16 protein-coding genes are annotated in these 16,534 nt (G+C 65.6%); 7 read left to right on the forward strand and 9 right to left on the reverse strand.

What is annotated here, in order from left to right:
* Positions 1-275: 275 nt before the first annotated feature.
* Positions 276-1,607: a KamA family radical SAM protein gene (locus CKO27_RS09995; protein ID WP_200374741.1), complete on the forward strand. Its 1,332-nt coding sequence runs from the start codon at positions 276-278 to the stop codon at positions 1,605-1,607.
* Positions 1,608-1,700: 93 nt separating this feature from the next.
* Here CKO27_RS09995 and CKO27_RS10000 read toward each other — a convergent pair whose 3' ends face one another.
* The 4 genes from CKO27_RS10000 to CKO27_RS10015 all read right to left on the reverse strand — a co-directional run bounded on the left by CKO27_RS10000 (position 1,701) and on the right by CKO27_RS10015 (position 4,608).
* Positions 1,701-2,474 (reverse strand): tRNA threonylcarbamoyladenosine dehydratase, encoded by a 774-nt coding sequence (locus CKO27_RS10000; protein WP_200374742.1) that lies wholly within the window; start codon positions 2,472-2,474, stop codon positions 1,701-1,703.
* Positions 2,471-3,247, reverse strand: coding sequence for a TatD family hydrolase (locus tag CKO27_RS10005; protein WP_200374743.1), 777 nt, complete (start codon positions 3,245-3,247; stop codon positions 2,471-2,473). Before CKO27_RS10005 ends, CKO27_RS10000 begins: the two co-directional genes overlap by 4 nt.
* 8 nt (positions 3,248-3,255) lie before the next feature.
* The gene (locus tag CKO27_RS10010; protein ID WP_200374744.1) at positions 3,256-4,005 is read right to left on the reverse strand and encodes an NYN domain-containing protein; all 750 of its coding nucleotides are present in this window, start codon (positions 4,003-4,005) and stop codon (positions 3,256-3,258) included.
* 63 nt (positions 4,006-4,068) lie between these two features.
* Positions 4,069-4,608, reverse strand: coding sequence for a DUF2058 family protein (locus CKO27_RS10015; protein ID WP_200374745.1), 540 nt, complete (start codon positions 4,606-4,608; stop codon positions 4,069-4,071).
* A gap of 370 nt (positions 4,609-4,978) precedes the next feature.
* Between CKO27_RS10015 and CKO27_RS10020 the strand changes: the two genes are divergently transcribed.
* The 4 genes from CKO27_RS10020 to CKO27_RS10035 all read left to right on the forward strand — a co-directional run bounded on the left by CKO27_RS10020 (position 4,979) and on the right by CKO27_RS10035 (position 10,009).
* Positions 4,979-5,494, forward strand: coding sequence for an OmpH/Skp family outer membrane protein (locus tag CKO27_RS10020; RefSeq protein ID WP_200374746.1), 516 nt, complete (start codon positions 4,979-4,981; stop codon positions 5,492-5,494).
* A gap of 442 nt (positions 5,495-5,936) precedes the next feature.
* Positions 5,937-6,173, forward strand: a complete 237-nt coding sequence (locus CKO27_RS10025) for an HP1242/YdcH family protein (RefSeq protein WP_200374747.1) — start codon at positions 5,937-5,939, stop codon at positions 6,171-6,173.
* A gap of 305 nt (positions 6,174-6,478) precedes the next feature.
* Positions 6,479-7,111 carry an MBL fold metallo-hydrolase gene (locus CKO27_RS10030; protein WP_200374748.1) on the forward strand — a complete coding sequence of 211 codons (633 nt, stop codon included), beginning with the start codon at positions 6,479-6,481 and terminating at the stop codon, positions 7,109-7,111.
* Positions 7,112-7,132: 21 nt separating this feature from the next.
* Positions 7,133-10,009, forward strand: a complete 2,877-nt coding sequence (locus CKO27_RS10035) for a DUF349 domain-containing protein (RefSeq protein ID WP_200374749.1) — start codon at positions 7,133-7,135, stop codon at positions 10,007-10,009.
* 177 nt (positions 10,010-10,186) lie between these two features.
* On the opposite strand, the gene CKO27_RS10040 is transcribed toward CKO27_RS10035, so the two are convergent.
* Together CKO27_RS10040 and gltX are read right to left on the reverse strand one after the other, a co-directional pair.
* Entirely contained in the window at positions 10,187-10,516 is a 330-nt protein-coding gene (locus CKO27_RS10040) for a CCDC90 family protein (RefSeq protein ID WP_200374750.1), read from the reverse strand.
* A gap of 232 nt (positions 10,517-10,748) precedes the next feature.
* Positions 10,749-12,164: a glutamate--tRNA ligase gene (gltX, locus tag CKO27_RS10045; protein WP_200374751.1), complete on the reverse strand. Its 1,416-nt coding sequence runs from the start codon at positions 12,162-12,164 to the stop codon at positions 10,749-10,751.
* 104 nt (positions 12,165-12,268) lie between these two features.
* On the opposite strand from gltX, the gene CKO27_RS10050 reads away from it, so the two are divergent.
* Together CKO27_RS10050 and CKO27_RS10055 are read left to right on the forward strand one after the other, a co-directional pair.
* Positions 12,269-12,640: an Mth938-like domain-containing protein gene (locus CKO27_RS10050; protein WP_200374752.1), complete on the forward strand. Its 372-nt coding sequence runs from the start codon at positions 12,269-12,271 to the stop codon at positions 12,638-12,640.
* Between the two features lie 48 nt (positions 12,641-12,688).
* Positions 12,689-13,411: a hypothetical protein gene (locus CKO27_RS10055; RefSeq protein ID WP_200374753.1), complete on the forward strand. Its 723-nt coding sequence runs from the start codon at positions 12,689-12,691 to the stop codon at positions 13,409-13,411.
* Positions 13,412-13,415: 4 nt separating this feature from the next.
* Here the strand turns inward: CKO27_RS10055 and CKO27_RS10060 are convergent, their stop codons facing one another.
* From CKO27_RS10060 to pheA, 3 genes are read right to left on the reverse strand one after another with little or no spacing between them, the layout of a single operon-like run.
* A complete protein-coding gene (locus CKO27_RS10060) occupies positions 13,416-14,288 on the reverse strand; it encodes a prephenate dehydrogenase (RefSeq protein WP_200374754.1) in 873 nt (290 codons plus the stop codon).
* Positions 14,285-15,397 (reverse strand): histidinol-phosphate transaminase, encoded by a 1,113-nt coding sequence (hisC, locus tag CKO27_RS10065; protein ID WP_200374755.1) that lies wholly within the window; start codon positions 15,395-15,397, stop codon positions 14,285-14,287. Before hisC ends, CKO27_RS10060 begins: the two co-directional genes overlap by 4 nt.
* A 26-nt stretch (positions 15,398-15,423) precedes the next feature.
* Positions 15,424-16,521, reverse strand: coding sequence for a prephenate dehydratase (pheA, locus tag CKO27_RS10070; protein WP_200374756.1), 1,098 nt, complete (start codon positions 16,519-16,521; stop codon positions 15,424-15,426).
* Positions 16,522-16,534: the final 13 nt, after the last annotated feature.

The raw sequence follows: 16,534 nt of genomic DNA on the forward strand, positions 1-16,534 counted from the left end.
CGGGCAATCATTGCTTTGCCCACTCCACCCGGCCCGTTATCATCAGCCCCCCCGACATGGCCACGCCACGGCGCGGGTCGGCCGAAATATCCCGAAGCGCCGGTCGTTGCCGTCAACCCACGCACCCTCTCCGGGTGCTTCCGGCTGGGTCGCCCCCCAGCCACTTCGCGTAGCGGCCAAGGATGGCTTTTGCCGCTGCATTCCTTGAAGAACCTGGCGTTTCAGTCCCAACGGATCTGGTGCGGGCCGCCATCGCAATGAAAGGAGGAGCCGCTATGCGCCATCCATGCGCTAGTGTCGCCGTACCATCCTACGCACCCTCGGTGCCAATCTATCAACCCTATACAAGGCGCGACCTGGGGCGCATCCAACAGCTTCGGCGGCTACCAGCCGCCGCACGCCAGGAGATGGAAGTGGTGGCGCGCGTACTGCCATTTCGCGCCAGCAATTTCGTGATCGAGGAACTGATCGACTGGCGGAAAGCGCCGGATGACCCCTATTTCCGTCTGATGTTTCCCGTGCGTGACATGCTCCGGCCAGCGCATTACGAGCGCATGGCGGCGGCCTTGAAGCGAGGCTCGTCGGTGGAGGTCGATGCCGTGGCCAAGGCCATTCGATCCGAGCTCAATCCACATCCCGCGGGCCAGTTGGAACGAAACGTCCCGGTCTTGAAGGATTCGCCGCTACCGGGGATGCAGCACAAGTATCCCGAGACCGTGCTGTTCTTTCCCACGCAGGGACAAACCTGCCACGCCTACTGCTCCTTCTGTTTCCGATGGGCGCAGTTCATCGGCGACGGCAACCTGCGCATCGCCGCGCGCGAGGGGGCGATCCTGGCGGATTATCTGCGGGTTCACCCAGAGGTGAGCGACGTGCTGTTCACCGGCGGCGATCCGCTGGTGATGAAGACCCAGACCCTGGCGACCTACATCGATCGACTGCTGGCGGCCGACATCGACCACCTGAGCAGCATCCGGATCGGCACCAAGGCCCTGACGTTCTGGCCTCATCGTTTCCTGACGGATCCCGACGCGGATGATCTGCTGCGACTCTTCGAGCGGGTGGTCAAGGCCGGGAAACATCTCGCCTTCATGGCCCATTTCAATCATCCCAGGGCGGTCAGCCATCCGATGGTCCAGCGGGCCATCGCCCGTATCCGCGAGACCGGCGCGGAAATCCGCACCCAGTCGCCGCTGCTCGCGCACATCAACGACGACCCTGGGATCTGGTCGGAGATGTGGCGGGAGCAGGTCAAATCCGGCTGCATCCCCTATTACATGTTCGTGGTCCGCGATACCGGCGCCCAGCACTATTTCGGCGTACCCCTAAGCCGCGCCCACGAGATCTTCCAGGGTGCCTATCAGCAGGTCAGCGGTCTGGCGCGTACCGTGCGCGGTCCGAGCCTGTCCACGGCGCAGGGCAAGTTGCAGGTCATGGGCGTGAACGAGATCGAGGGTGAGCGCGTCTTCACGCTTCAATTCATCCAGGCCCGCCAGCCCGAATGGGTCTTGCAACCCTTCTTCGCCCGCTACGACCCCGAGGCGCGCTGGCTCGACGAGCTTCGGCCGGCATTCGGCGAGGAGCGATTCTTCTTCGATCAACCCTGATCCCAACCGAACGCACCTGGCGAGCGGCCGCCCAAATAATGGAAACGGCGGCTTGCCGAGTGTGTTCACTACCCGAAACAGACCTGGCGCCTTTCAGTCGCCGCCTTCTTCCAGCATCGAGTCGCCGTCGTCCCCAAGCAACCGCCGCACCACGATTCCCGCGAGCATCAGCCCAAAGATGGAGGGCATGTAGCTCAGGGTTCCATTGACGGCGCGCGCGCGTCCACGTCCGGTCTCTCGCGGCGGCGCGGGTGGGCGTGGTGTCTCGTCGGACCAGACGACCGTGAGCCCACGCCCAACCCCACGCCGACGCAGGCGGGTGCGGACCTCGCGCGCCAGGGCGCAGACCTGGGTGTCCATGAGATCGCCGACCCGTACCCGTGTCGGATCCAGACGGCCTCCGGCCCCCATGCTGCTGACGATGGGTCGCCCCAGGCGTAGGGCGGTCTCGATCAGGGATAGCTTGCTGGACAGGCTGTCGATGGCGTCGATGATCTGATCGAAGCCGCCGGAGAGGTCGCCCTCCATGTGGTCCTCGTCGAGAAAGGTCTGGATTAGGGTCAGTCGGCAGGCCGGATTGATCTCGGCGATACGCTCGGCCATGACCTGGGTCTTGAGCCGTCCGATCGTCGAGCCCAAGGCCGGGAGCTGGCGATTCAGGTTGGTGGGATCCACCCGATCGTGATCCGCCAGGGTGAGCGCGCCAACTCCGGCCCGCGCCAGTGCCTCGGCGGCGTAGGAGCCGACGCCGCCAAGCCCGGCTACCAGGACATGGCTGGCGCGCAGCCGCGCCACGCCATCGTCGCCCACCAGGATCCGGGTGCGGTCCGAGAGCGGGTCATCCTCCGGTGGTTCGGTCCGGCTCATGCCAGGCTCAAGACCTCTCGGGCGTTCGCGGTCGTGCGCGACGCGACCTCGGTCGGATCCAGGTCGCGGATGCGGGCCAGCGTCGTCAGCACATCCGGAAGATACTCCGGGCTGTTGCGCTCGCCCTGGTGCGCGGCGACCGTCATGTCGGGCGCGTCGGTTTCCAGCACCAGACCCTCCAGCGGAAGTTGTGTCGCCAGTCGTCGCAGCTTGCTGGAACGCTCGAAGGTCAGCATGCCGCCGAATCCGAGCTTGAACCCCAGATCCAGATAGTGTCGACCCTGTTCCTGGCTGCCGTTGAAGGCGTGGGCGATCCCGCCCCGCACCGGGATCCGTCGCAGCGTGTACAGAACCTGATCGTGGGCCTTGCGGACATGCAGCAGCACCGGCAGTCGCGCCTCGCGGGCGATGGCCAGTTGGCGCTCGAAGAGTCGCTGCTGGCCCCTGGGATCCAGGTCGCCGACATGGTAGTCGAGCCCGATCTCACCGATCGCGACCGGATGGTGCTCGGCCAGGAGCCTCTCCAGAGCGGACAAATCCTCGTCACGATGCCGGTCGAGATAGACGGGATGCAACCCCAGGGAGGAATAGAGGCGCGGCCCCTCGACTGGGGCCGCCAAGCAGAGCGCGAGCAATCCGGGCCATCCCTCGGCATGGATGGCCGGCACCACCAGCGCGGCGACCCCAGTCGCCCGAGTCCCGGCCAGGACCGCGTCGCGATCGGCGTCGAACTCGGCCACGTCAAGATGACAGTGGGTATCGATCAGATCCATCGCGCCGATCAGGCCCCGGCCGCGCCCTTGGGATCGCGGACATAGATGGCCTTGTGCGGCCCGCGCCCGATCATCCGCTCCTCCAGATCGAAGAGCTGGATCGCCTTGAGCAGACCGCTGAGCTTGGCGTACCCATAGTTGCGCGAGTCGAACTCCGGGCTGCGCTTGGCGATGGCCGAACCGACCGGCCCCAAGGCGGCCCAACCCGTGTCGTCGGCGGCGCTGTCGAGGGCATGACGCAGGAGGGCCACCAGCTTGACGTCGTGCTTGAGTTCCTTCCCGCTCTTGCGCGTGGAGGAATCACCGCCAGCCGCATACTCGCGCAGCACCTCGGTGAAGACGAACTTGTCGCAGGCCGCCACGAAGGGCTCGGGGGTCTTCTGCTCGCCGAATCCATAGACCGTCATGCCCGACTCGCGCAGCCGCGAGGCCAGACGGGTGAAGTCGCTGTCGCTGGAGACGATGCAGAACCCCTCGAAGTTGCGCGAATAGAGCAGGTCCATGGCGTCGATCATCATGGCCCCATCGGTGGAGTTCTTGCCCTTGGTGTAGCGGAACTGCTGGATGGGCTGGATCGAATAGCGCAGGAGCGTCTCCTTCCAGGCCCCGAGATTGGGCAGGGTCCAGTCCCCATAGATGCGCTTGACGTGCGCGGTGCCGTATTTGGCGATTTCGGCCAAGAGGCCCTCGACGATGCTCGCCTGGGCGTTATCGGCATCGATCAGTACCGCGAGCTTCAGATTGTCGGTCTGGGTCATGGGTCCTGGTTCCATGGTTCATGAAAAACGCCTGGTTCGACCGCTCCCCTTATGGAGCGGGCCTCACCACATGAGATCGTCCGGCACCTGGAAGTCCGCGTAGGGATCGTCCGCGCTCGCCTCCTCCGTGGGCCGGTTGAACACCAGCACCAGGGAGGCCTCGCGGGCCATGACCCGTTCGGCGATCTCGGCCGGGATCACCTCGTAGAAGGCATCCTGGCGCACGATCGCGAGCTTTCCGGAGACCAGTCTGGCGTGTTGCTCCTTGCTGACATGGATGCGCTTGAGGGTGTTCCCATCCGTGAAGTTGTAGGCCAGATCACCGCCGTCGCGCACCACCCGGTGAACGTGGATGAGCTGACGGATCTCGTTCTCCGCCGCGCGCAGCGCCGCCTCTTCCTGACGCTTGCGATTCAACTCGCGATCGCGCGTCGCCTTCTCGGTCTGGGCGCGCTGGGCGGCCTGACGTGCTTCCTGTTCGGCCGGCGAGACCAGTTGACCCGTCTGCTTGACCTGCTTGCGCTTCGTCGTGCGTGTCTGCTTGAGCTTCTGCTCATTGACCAGGCCCGCCTTGAGGAGCTGTTCTTGGAGTGAGTTACCCACGAGGAGGTTCTCCGGAATAGAGTTCGGGATGGAAAGGCCGCCTGGCATCGCCGGGTGGCGGATCACGCCGAGCCACGCGGGATGGCGCCCGGACATCGATCGACGCACTGGCATGCCGACAGGATCCAACAGCCGGGGGTTCGAGGCAAGTCCGCCCCGTCGCGCACCGGCGTTCAAGCACGACTTTGTCCCCGAGCACTCCTGACGGTTACAATCGGCCCGCCGAGAATCACGAGCCAATCCTCGCCGGGGAGTCGAGCGATCCCCCGGCTCCGGCTTGGCGCGGCACCGCATCCCTGGGTTGCCTGGCCGATGCCCGCGGCGATCCAATCAACCCATCCCGATACGCCACATCCCATGGAGTGAATTCATGACCCGTCCGTTTCTGTTCGTCGCGCTGATCCTCGGTCTGATCCTGCCGGTCCAGGCGTCGAGCAATAGCAGTGTCGGCTTCGTCGATATGCAAAAGGTTCTGGAGGAAAGCAAGCTCGGTAAGCGCCTGCAGGAGCAACTGCGCAAGGACTTCGAGCCCCGCGCCAAGGTTCTGGCCGGGGAAGAGCAAGAAATCAACAAGATGCAGCAGGAGCTGGCGAAGGACAAGCCATTGATGAGCAACGACCAGGTCGCCAAGAAGGAAAAGGAAATCCAGGGCCGTATCGAGGCTTACCAAAAGAAGGCGCTCCCGGTCCAGCAGGATCTGATGAAGACGCAGCAGGAAAAGGGTCGGGAGATCGTCGGTCCCGCGCGGGAAGCCGTGAAGACGATCGCCAAGAAAAAGAAGCTCGGCATGGTGTTCGAGCGCGGCGCCGGAGGTCTGATCTACACGGACGAGGGGCTGGACATCACCGGGGACGTGATCAAGCAATTGGACGCGACGACCAAGTAGCGGACTCCAGCGCGGACCCTGCCTAGCGATCATGGCGGCACCGTGCCGCCATGTGACCGGACTGTTTCAGGTGGCGGCCCCTGGGGTATACTCCGGCCGCCTTGGGCGTTCCGCGCCGCCGCCTGGTGGGCATGGGAAACGCCGCCGAATCAAACGATGCGAGCAACCTGATGTTCACGCGGGCCGGTTCCGGTTTTCAACGGCGCGGTGAGTATCCGGCCTCGGGACGCGCCCGCGATGGCTGACTCATGGAGAGGCCGACGACGGCGAGCGCCCCAGTCCCGAGCCGAGCCGTCCCCGCGGCATCCGCTGGTCGCGCCGCGTCCGTTCAGGATCGACGACCAGGATGGGTGGCCGTCGCCCAAGCTCGAACTCACTCTTAATCCATCTTGACCGCGCGCGTTGGACGCGTGGCGGCCTCCGTCAATGAGGAGCGGACCACATGCTTGGTGAATCACACGACCTGCTTCACGAGTTCCCCGATCTGGAGCAGAAAATCGCGAACCTGAGGGCGGACAACCCGGAGTTCGCGGAGATCATGGACCAGTACGATGGGCTGGATGCGCGCGTGCGTAGCATCGAGGAGCTTGGCACGCCGGTCGCCGATGAAACCATCGAGGATCTGAAGAAGGAGCGCCTCCTCCTCAAGGATACGCTCTACGCCATGCTCCGGGCCTGAACCGACCATCGAGACCGGACTCGACAAGGGTCCGGACGGCTCGGGGACGCGCCCGCATCGATCAGGATCTCCTCCTCGATCGAGGGTTGGTCCCTGGCACGGAAAGCCGGGTGCGAACCGCTGTCACGATCGGCGCCGCCGCTCGAAAACGGGCCTCGCGGACCCGGATCGCTCGCGCCCTCTAGCCCAGGATCCGGCGAGCCCCACGTCCGGCACGGAACCCCCAAGCGCGATGTCCCGCCACGGGCGCCTCCTCGGGCCGTCCCGGTCGCCGAAACCAACATCCTTGAGGGCCGTGTTTCGCCGTGCATTTCCAGATCCTTCCAGTAACCCCCTTCCAGCAGAACTGCACCCTGTTCTGGTGCGACCGAACGCGCCGCGCGGCCATCATCGATCCTGGTGGCGACCCGGACCGCATCGACGCCCTGCTCGCCAAGCTCTCACTTGAGCCGGAGCGCATCCTGCTCACCCATGGGCACCTGGATCACGTCGGCGCGAGCGCCGAGCTGGCGCGTCGCCATGGCCTCCCGATCCTCGGCCCGCACCCGGACGATGCCTTTCTGATCCACGCCCTGCCGGAGCAATGCCGGATGTTCGGCTTCCCGCCGGTCGAGGACTTCGAGCCGGACCAGTGGCTTCAACCCGGCGACCAGGTCGAGGTCGGCCTGGAGCGGCTCGACGTCATTCATTGCCCTGGCCACACACCGGGTCATCTGGTGTTCCTAGATACCGAGAGTCGGCTCGCCCAGGTCGGCGACGTACTCTTCCGTGGTTCGATCGGGCGGACGGATTTTCCGCGCGGCAACCATCAACAACTCATCGACTCGATTCAGCGGCGGCTCTTCCCGCTCGGCGACGACATCCGCTTCATCCCAGGTCACGGACCCATGTCGACGTTCGGCGAGGAGAGACGCAGCAACCCCTACGTCGGTGGATAGGCAAAGATTCGCGGAGCTGACATGCTATTCCAGCGCTTTCTCAAGCGGCTCAAGCCGAACGGCGACGAGACCAGGCCGGCGGTCGTTCAGCCGACGGCCAAGTCCAGAAACCAGGACGCCCTGAACGAGCAGGCGTCGAGCCACCCGGAAGCCTCCCAACGCCGCGCCGCCCTGTTAAAGGTCGACGATCCCTCGCTCGTCGCCCGGATCCTGACCCAGGATCCGGACGCGGATGTTCGCGAGGCCGCAGCGGCCCGTTTTCGCGATCTCCTGTGCGAGCCACTGTCCGGCGAGGGCGTGCTGGAACCCTTGCTCGATGGTCTCGCCCGGATCGAGGATTCCGCGTCGCTGGAACGAATCGCCACGCGGGGGCATCGACCCGAGATCCGCCGCGCGGCCATCGAGCGCCTGCATTCGCCCGCGATCCTCGCGGATCGGGCGGTTCAGGATCCGCTGGCGGCGAACCGCGCCCTGGCGATCGAGCGTCTTGAGGACAAGGCCGCGCTCGAGGAGGTCGCGCGCCGCATCGGCAAGAAGGACAAGCACGTCTATCGCACGGCGCGCGAGAAGCTGCGTCTGATCGCCGAGCAGGAAGAGCTTCCGCGCCGGATCCGCGAGCAGTGCGAGGAGATCCTCGCCAAGATCGAACGGCTGGGACGGCTCGGCCAATGGGCGCAGGATCGTGCCCTGCTGGAGCACCTGGATCGCCAATGGGCCGGTCTCCAGGACCATGCCGACCCCGAATCGCGGGCACGCTTTCAATCCGAGCGCGAACGCTTTCTCGCGGCCCATGAGGCGCACGCCCGCGAAAACACGACCCAAATCGCCGAGCGGGAGGCTGGGGAGGCGGTTCGGGCGAAAGCCGAGGCCCTGCTCGAAGCGTTCGCCCAACTCCAGGGTCAACAGGATGAAGAGACGCTGACCGCCGAAGGCGAGCGTCTTGCGGCGGCCTGGGAAGCCCTGCCGGCCAAACACCGGGCCGCGCTTGAGCCGCGCTATCGGGAACTCACGCGGGCGACCCACGCGGCCCGCCAGACCTTCGCCAGCCAACGCGACCTGGCGGGGCGCCTGAGCAAGACGGCGACCAGGATCGAGCGGATGCTCGGCGAGTCCAAGCCACTGGACCAGAAAAAGGCCAGACAACTGCTCGACCAGGGCGGCGAGTTGCTCGCCCAAGCGTCGGACGCGGATTCAGCCCAGGCGTTCCAGGCACTCGCGGAACGACTGGAGACACGCCTGCACAACCAGCGCAAACACGCCGAGCAGCGACTCCAGCCGTTTTCCGAACGACTCGCGGAGTTGGAGACACACCTGGCCGAGGGCGAACTCAGGAAGGCGGACCCACTCTATCAAAGCCTCTTGGCTGGACTGGAGGTGATCCAGACCAGCGGCATCCGTCCGAGTGAGACGGCCGGATTCGCCCAGCGGTTGCGCGCGCTGGCCCCCCGGCTCCGGGAGCTTCAGAACTGGCGACGCTGGGGCGCCGATCAGCATCGCGAGGGGCTCTGCGCCGACATGGAGGCATTGATCGAGCAGGAGCTTCCACTCGACATCCTGGCCGAGCGACTTCATGCATTCCAGATGGACTGGAAGGGGCTCGACAAGACCGGATCCCCGGCCAATCAGGCCCTTTGGGAGCGCTTCCATCAAGCCTCCGAGACCGTCTACGCCCGTTGCCGGCCCCACATGGAGGCTTTGGCCGTCGAACGCGAGACGAATCGGATCGCCCGCGAACAGGCCTGCGAGCGGATCGAGGACTTCCTGTCCAAGGTCGATTGGGAACATGTGGACTGGAAAAAGACCCTGCACGCCGAGCGCGACATGCGCCAGGGCTGGGCGGCCATCGGCGCGACCGAGGGACGCGCGCGCAAGCAACTGGAACGCCGCTTCCACCAATCGCTGCGCCGACTGGACCAACGGCTGGACGCCGAGCGCAAGCGCAATCAGGCGCACAAACTGGACCTGATCGAGCAGGTGCGCGCCCTGGCCGAGCAACCCGATCTCGAGGACGCCATCGAACGGACCAAGGCCCTGCAACGCGAATGGCACACCACGGTTCCCGCGCGTCAGAAGGACGAGAACAAACTCTGGCAGCGCTTCCGCGCCGCCTGCGATGCCGTCTTCGAACGTCGCGCCACGCGGCAACAGGCGCATGTCCATGAGCTGGAGGAAAACCTCGCGACGCGCGAGGCGATCTGCGCCGAGGCCGACGAACTGGCCGCGAGCGAACGGGATCCGAGGCGTCTCGCCGCCGCCCGGCGTGAATTGATCGAACGCTGGCGTGCCGCCGAGTCCCTGCCCGTGCCCCGCCAGTCGGCCGGTCCATTGGCCCAACGCTGGCAACACTGCCAGGCGGCGCTGGAGCAGCGCCACGAGGCCGCCGAGCACAGGCGGCGCCTGGACGCACTCAATCTGCTGCGCCGGCAAGCCGAGCTATGCGAACGGCTGGAACTCGGTCTGCTCGGAGAAACCGACGAAGGGTTGACGCCGGAAGCGGCGCGCCAAACCTGGGCGACCCTGCCGACCCAAGCGGATACCGGGCTTCAACGCGCCATCGAGGCACGGTTGGAACTGGCCATGGCCGCCGCCGAGGATCCGGCCAAGCTCCAGGCGATACGTCAGTCCTTCGCGACGAACCGCGAGCGGCTCGAACGTCTCTGTCTCCAGCTTGAAATCATCGCGGGAGTCGAGACGCCACCGGAATTCGCCCAGCAGCGGCTGGAATATCAGGTCGCCCGTCTCGCCGAGCGCATGGTCGAGGGCGAGGAGGATCCGCTTCGAGGGGCCGGCGGACTCATCCATGAATGGTATCTGAGCGGCCCGGCTCCGCGCGACGCCTCGCTGGAGGTGCGTTTCGAGCGCGTGCGGCGCGTACTGGCGCCGGATCCGTCCGAGTAGGGGCCTTCCCAGTCTCCACATCACCCAGGACCGGGATCCGCCGGGGCGCCAGGCCCGGCGATCCCGCGCACCGAGGCCGATCAACCATCGCCGCCGCGCTCGGCGATATAGGCCAGCGCCTTGTCGAGCCGGCGCTGATCTGGTTCTCGCGGGCGGGCATCTAATCAGGCATGGGTCTCAAAGCAACTTCACGAGTGCCGCGATCGCCGCGACCTGGGCGAACATCAGCGGCACGAGCCATTTCAGCAGATCAATCTTGACGCGCTCGATATCGAGCTTGAGTTCGGAGCGTAGCTGTTCGATTTCGATCTTGAGATCGGCGCGTACCTGCTCGATCTCTTTTTGCAGCCGCAGCTCGGACTCGCGCACGTGGCCTTGGGTGGCCAACTCAGGCAGATGCGGATAGCGATCCTCCAGTCGCTCGAAGGCCGTGGCGATCACCCGAGCTCGGGTACGATCATCGGGGGCCGTGCTCAAGGCTTCGTACAACTCGACAACGGAACTCATCGACGTGGCCTCCAAACCAGATTCTGTTGTGTCCTAGAGTACGCATCGCACACCTCGGAACCAAGTCCTGGTTACGCCCTGTCAAGCGCACGAACGGCTGTTTCTTGGAGATTCCAGGCGGATCGACGTGGCCTTCAGTGTCCAGTATCGTGGAAGAACAACGCATCGAGCGTGAGCACGATCAGGATCCGCCGGGGCGCCAAGCCCCGAGGATCACGCGCACCGACGCCGGTCAGCCCTCGCCGCCGCGCTCGGCGATATAGACCAGCGCCTTGTCGATGCGGCGCAGGGTGGCCTCCTTGCCGACCAGCATCAGGGTCTCTTCGATGCCGGGGGAGGCGGCGCGGCCGACGATGGCGACCCGCAGCGGTTGGGCGACCTTGCCCATGTTGACCGCCAACTCCTCCGTGATCCGCTCTACCACTCGCTTCAACTGCTCGGGCGTCCAGTCCTCCAGGGCCAGCAGATCGAAGGCGGCACGCAGCTTTTCCAGCGGCTCGCGCGCGACCAGACGCAGATGCTTCTTGGCCGAGCCCTCGTCGAAGGTCTCGAAGTCGCGGTAACAGAAGGCGCTGATCTCGGCCAGTTCGACCAGGGTCTTGGCGCGGGCAGCCTGGGCCTTGATCACATCGACCAGGTCGGGGCCGGTCGAGGGGTCGATGTCGAGCCGTCCCATGTGCGGACTCAGGAGACGGGCGACACGGGCTGGCTCGGCGTTCTGCAAATATTGCTGATTGAGCCAGTCGAGCTTGCTGGTGTTGAAGCTGGAGGCGGATTTGTTGACGTCGGAGATCTCGAACAGCTCGATCATGCGCTCGACCGAGAAGATTTCCTCGTCGCCGTGCGACCAGCCGAGACGCACCAGATAGTTGAGCAGCGCCTCCGGGAGATAGCCCATGTCGCGATAGGCGATGACGCTGACCGCGCCATGCCGCTTGGAGAGCCGTGCGCCATCGTCGCCGAGGATCATGGGCACATGGGAGTAGCGCGGCGGCTCGAAGCCCAGGGCGTGCAGGATGTTGATCTGACGGGGGGTGTTGTTCAGATGGTCGTCGCCGCGAATGACGTGGGTGATGGCCATGTCGGCGTCGTCCACCACCACGCTCAGGTTGTAGGTCGGCGCGCCATCGCTGCGGCGGATGATGAGATCGTCGAGTTCCGCGTTGGAAAAGGGCACCCGACCACGGATGAGGTCGTCAACGATCACCACGCCGTCGTCGGGATTCTTGAAGCGGATGACATGGGGCGTCTCCGGATCGACCGGACGATGACGGCAGTGTCCGTCATAGCGGGGCTTCTGCTTGCGTGCCATCTGGTCCACGCGCAACTTCTCCAGCCGCTCCTTGGGGCAGTCGCAGCGGTAGGCCAGACCCTTCGACAGCAGTTCGTCGATCACCGCGTTGTAACGGTCGAAACGCTGGGTCTGATAGAAGGGGCCTTCGTCATAGTCCAGACCCAGCCAGGTCATGCCTTCCAGGATCGCGTTGACCGACTCCGCCGTCGAACGTTCCAGGTCGGTATCCTCGATCCGCAGAACGAACTGGCCGCCGTGCTTGCGGGCATGGAGGTAGCAGAAGAGCGCGGTGCGGGCGCCGCCCACATGCAGATAGCCGGTCGGCGAGGGAGCGAATCTGGTACGGACTGTCATGGGATTCCAGGTCGGCGGTAAAGGATGGAAGAGCGGAATTCTACACAGTGCCCCCCTTCCCTGCCCGCTTGTTCGCTCGGGCCGGCTTAGGGTATGTTGGCCGCATGAGATTCTCCGAAGCAGACAATTCGGGCGGCCATCTGATCGATGGTTATGGAAGCGAGGGCCTCCTGATCGATGGCCGTCGGTATCGGCGCGGCCTCATCCTCACCCCGACGCGAATCATCGAGGACTGGGGGCCGACCCAGGCGGCGGATCTGACCGCCGCCCATCTGGAGGAAGTGCTGGCGCTCGCCCCCCAGATTCTGGTGCTCGGCACCGGGGCGCGACAGGTCTTCCCCGATCCCGCCCTCTACGCCCGCCTCATGCAAGCGCGCATCGGCATCGAGATCATGGACACCGGCGCGGCCTGTCGCACCTACAACATCCTCATGTCCGAGGGGCGCCGCGTCGCCGCCGGACTCATGCCCCTCTGAAACCCGTCGTCCCGGAACCCGCCGTCCCGGAACCAGGAGTATCCCACCTTGGATCGCACCATCATCCTGTCCGTCCTGGGAGCCGCCGTCCTGGGTTTTCTCGGCATGCTGCTGCTGATGCCCGACAGCCTCGACGATGGCTCGGTCCGGCTACCCTGGCTGATCGAGCAGGATGCCCAGGGACGCACCGGCGTCTTCGGGTTCAGGCTCGGCCAGACCACCCTGGCGGAGGTGCGTCGGGTCTTTCGCGAAGCGGGCGAGATCAATCTCTTTCACAACCCCGGCGAGACCCAGCCCTATGGCGTCGAGGCCTATTTCGAACAGATCCATCTCCAGCGGCTGCGGGCGGATTTCGTCATCACCCTGGCCGCGGACCAGGAAACGCTGGGCGGCATGTACGATCGCGGACTGCGCATCAGTCAGCTCGGCAGCGGCGGCAAGAAGGTCAAGCTGGATCCCATCGACGTGGACAGGCTGGCCGAACAGCCCATCCGAAGCATCGGCTACCTACCCAAGGCGCGTCTCGACGAGGCGCTGATCGAACAGCGTTTCGGCACCCCGAGCGAGCGCCTGACCGAGTCCGCAACCGGCATCGTCCATTGGCTCTATCCAGAACGGGGCCTCGACATCGGCCGTGATCCGAAGGGTCACGTCATCATTCAGTATGTCAATCCGGCCGATATGGAGAGCCTTCTGGCACCGCTCCGACGGCTCGAATCCGAGGCCGCCCAGGCGGATAGCGAAAAAAGCACCGACGACGCCAGGCCCTGAGGAGTCAGAGGTCGCGCGCGCTATCGATATAGCGATCCCGCGCCGCCTTGGCGCGCGCGAAGATCTCCAGCAGATGATCGCCGTCGGCGCGGCGGATACTCTCGGCTAGATCCGTCATCTCCACGCCGAAGCGCGCCAGCATGGCGCTCAGGGCCTCGCGGTTGGCGAGGCAGATATCCCGCCACATGACCGGATTGCTGGAGGCGATGCGGGTGAAGTCGCGGAAACCACCGGCGGCATAACGGAAGATTTCGTCGTTCTCGCGCATCCTGGCCAGGGCGTCCACCAGCCCGAAGGCCAGCATGTGCGGGAGATGACTGGTGGCGGCCAGTACCTCGTCGTGATGACCGACCGACATGCGGGTCACCTCGGCGCCGCAGGTCTCCCACATGGCGGTCACGCGCGCGAGGGCCTCGGCGTCCGTCTCCGGCAATGGGGTCAGGATCACCCGACGATTCCGGTACAGCTCGGCGAAGGACGCCTCGACCCCATTGTGCTCGGTCCCGGCGATCGGATGACCCGGCACCAGACGCGGCGGCATGGCGCCCCAGACGCCCATCGCCTCGGCGACCACGCTTCCCTTGACACTGCCCCCATCGGTCACCACGGCTTCCGGCGCGAGGGCGTCACGGATGGATGCGAAGACACCGCGCATGGCGCCCAGCGGCACGGCGACGAAGACCATGTCGGCCCCGCTCACCGCCTCGCCTGGATCCTGGGTGAAACGGTCGACCACCCCAAGCTCGCGCGCCAGCTCCAGATTCGGGAGCGAACGGCCACAGCCGACGACCTCCTCCACTCCGCCGGCCGCGCGCAGGGCGCGCGCCAGCGAGCCGCCGATCAGTCCGACCCCGATAATGGCGAGCCGCTGGATCATGCCGAAAGCAGGTCTTCCAGAGCCGCGAGGAATCGCGCGTTCTCCTGCTCCAGACCGATGCTGACGCGCAGATGGTTTGGCAGGCCGTAGTTACCGACCGGGCGCACGATGACGCCGCGACGCAGCAGGGCCTCGTTGACAGGGCCGGCTGGGCGGCCGAGGTCGATGGTGACGAAGTTGCCGACCGAAGGGATATGGCGGATCCCCAGCCGCTCGAAGGCCGCCGTCAACTGACGCATGCCGGCGCGGTTCACTTCCACCGAGGCGCGCACATGCTCGCGGTCGGTGATGGCCGCCGCCGCCGCCGCCTGAGCCAGGGCGTTGACGTTGAAGGGCTGACGGACCCGGTTGAGCAGTTCGGCCAGGCGCGGATCGCTGATGCCGTAGCCGACCCGCAGCGCCGCCAGACCGTGGGCCTTGGCGAAGGTGCGGGTCACGATCAGGTTCGGGAAGGTCTCGACCCAGTTGGTCGCGTCCGGGAAATCCGGCTCGGAGACGTATTCGGTATAGGCCTCGTCGACCACCACCACGCAGGTCTTGGGCAGGGATCCGAGGAAGGACTTGAGCACGTTCGCCGACAGCCAGGTTCCGGTCGGATTGTTCGGGTTGGCGATCCAGACCACGCGGGTCTTGTCGTTGACCAGGCTCGACATGGCGGCGAGATCGTTTCCGTAATCGCGTGCCTTGGCGATACGCGCGGTGGCGCCGACGGCCTGGGTCGCGATCGGATAGACCGCGAAGGCGTATTCGGAGAACAGCGATTCCACGCCGGGATACAGAAAGGCGCGGGCGACCAGATCCAGCACATCGTTGGAACCGTTGCCGATGGTGATGGCCGTCGGCGAGACGCCATGATAATCGGCCAGCGCCCGGCGCAGATCGAAGCCACCACCGTCGGGATAGCGGCCGAGTTCGCCCAGCATGGCGGCGATCGCGGCCCTGGCCTTGGGACCCGGACCCAGCGGATTCTCGTTGGAGGCCAGCTTCACCGAATCATGGATGCCAAGCTCGCGCTCCAGCTCGGAGATCGGCTTGCCGGGGACATAGGGCGTGAGTCCGGAGATCCAGGGGGCGGCGATGGCAAGAAATGGATTGTCAGGGTGGCTCATAAGGGGTTCGCGAAATGGAGAAAGGGTTAGAGCACCGCCACCGGATAAGAGCCCAGGATCTTGAACAGGAGCGCGTCCTTCTCCAGGTGGTCGAGCGCGGCGGCGACCGGCAGATCCGCGCGGTGTCCCATGATGTCGATGAAGAAGACGTAGTCCCAGATGCCTCGGCGCGAGGGACGGGATTCGATGCGGGTCATGCTGATCCCGTGGGCCGCGAGCGGCAACAGCAGGGCATGCAGCCCGCCGGATTTGTTGCGACAGGACAGCAGAAGGCTGGTCTTGTCCTGACCGCTCGGCGGCGAATCCTGCTTGCCGATCACCAGAAAACGGGTGGTGTTGCCCGGATCGTCCTCGATCCGCTCGGCCAATATCTTGAGGCCATAGATCTCGGCCGCCTGAAACCCGGCGACGGCCGCCGTGCCCGGCTGGCTCGCCGCCGTGCGCGCGGCGTCGGCGTTGCTGCCCAGGGGCACGCGCTCGGCATGAGGCAGGTGGCGATCCAGCCAGCCCCGGCACTGGGCCAGCGATTGCTGATGCGAGTAGAGGGTGCGTATGTCGCCGAGATCGCTCTCGCGGCTCATGAGGTGATGATTGATCCGCAGCGAGACCTCGCCGGTAATCCGCAGCGGCGAGCTCATGAAGAGATCCAGGGTATGGCTGACCACGCCCTCGGTGGAATTCTCCACCGGCACCACGCCGAAGTCGCAGGCCCCGGCCTCCACCTCGCGGAAGATCTCGTCGATGGTGGCCATGGCGCGGGTGACCACGGAATGACCGAAGTGCTTGATGGCCGCCGCCTGGGTGAAGGTGCCCTCAGGCCCCAGGAAGGCGGCGTTGAGCGGGCGCTCCAGGGCCAGACAGGCGGACATGATCTCGCGGAACAGCCGGGCGACCTCCTCGCCGTCCAGTGGACCCGGATTGGCGTCCTTGATCCGGCGCAGCACCGCGACCTCGCGTTCGGGACGGTAGAACTGAACGCCCCCGCCCTCGCTTCCGGTCTTGATATGGGCGACCTGCTGCGCGCAGCGGGCGCGCTCACTGATCAGTCGCAGCAACTCCTGATCGATGGCGTCGATCCGGCGCCGCACCGCGTCCAGGTTATCGCCGCTGCCGGAGGTCGTCATGGCGCCAGGCTCC

Origin of the sequence: Thiocystis violacea, from assembly GCF_016583575.1 — a bacterium.
Classification (GTDB): Bacteria; Pseudomonadota; Gammaproteobacteria; order Chromatiales; family Chromatiaceae; genus Thiocystis; species Thiocystis violacea.

Excerpts from the sequence above, each read along its gene's own strand:
- CKO27_RS09995 (WP_200374741.1), top strand. The coding sequence starts at position 276 with ATGCGCCATCCATGCGCTAGTGTCGCCGTACCATCCTACGCACCCTCG.
- CKO27_RS10000 (WP_200374742.1), bottom strand. The coding sequence starts at position 2,474 with ATGAGCCGGACCGAACCACCGGAGGATGACCCGCTCTCGGACCGCACC.
- CKO27_RS10005 (WP_200374743.1), bottom strand. The coding sequence starts at position 3,247 with ATGGATCTGATCGATACCCACTGTCATCTTGACGTGGCCGAGTTCGAC.
- CKO27_RS10010 (WP_200374744.1), bottom strand. The coding sequence starts at position 4,005 with ATGACCCAGACCGACAATCTGAAGCTCGCGGTACTGATCGATGCCGAT.
- CKO27_RS10020 (WP_200374746.1), top strand. The coding sequence starts at position 4,979 with ATGACCCGTCCGTTTCTGTTCGTCGCGCTGATCCTCGGTCTGATCCTG.
- CKO27_RS10025 (WP_200374747.1), top strand. The coding sequence starts at position 5,937 with ATGCTTGGTGAATCACACGACCTGCTTCACGAGTTCCCCGATCTGGAG.
- CKO27_RS10035 (WP_200374749.1), top strand. The coding sequence starts at position 7,133 with ATGCTATTCCAGCGCTTTCTCAAGCGGCTCAAGCCGAACGGCGACGAG.
- CKO27_RS10040 (WP_200374750.1), bottom strand. The coding sequence starts at position 10,516 with ATGAGTTCCGTTGTCGAGTTGTACGAAGCCTTGAGCACGGCCCCCGAT.
- gltX (WP_200374751.1), bottom strand. The coding sequence starts at position 12,164 with ATGACAGTCCGTACCAGATTCGCTCCCTCGCCGACCGGCTATCTGCAT.
- CKO27_RS10050 (WP_200374752.1), top strand. The coding sequence starts at position 12,269 with ATGAGATTCTCCGAAGCAGACAATTCGGGCGGCCATCTGATCGATGGT.
- CKO27_RS10060 (WP_200374754.1), bottom strand. The coding sequence starts at position 14,288 with ATGATCCAGCGGCTCGCCATTATCGGGGTCGGACTGATCGGCGGCTCG.
- hisC (WP_200374755.1), bottom strand. The coding sequence starts at position 15,397 with ATGAGCCACCCTGACAATCCATTTCTTGCCATCGCCGCCCCCTGGATC.
- pheA (WP_200374756.1), bottom strand. The coding sequence starts at position 16,521 with ATGACGACCTCCGGCAGCGGCGATAACCTGGACGCGGTGCGGCGCCGG.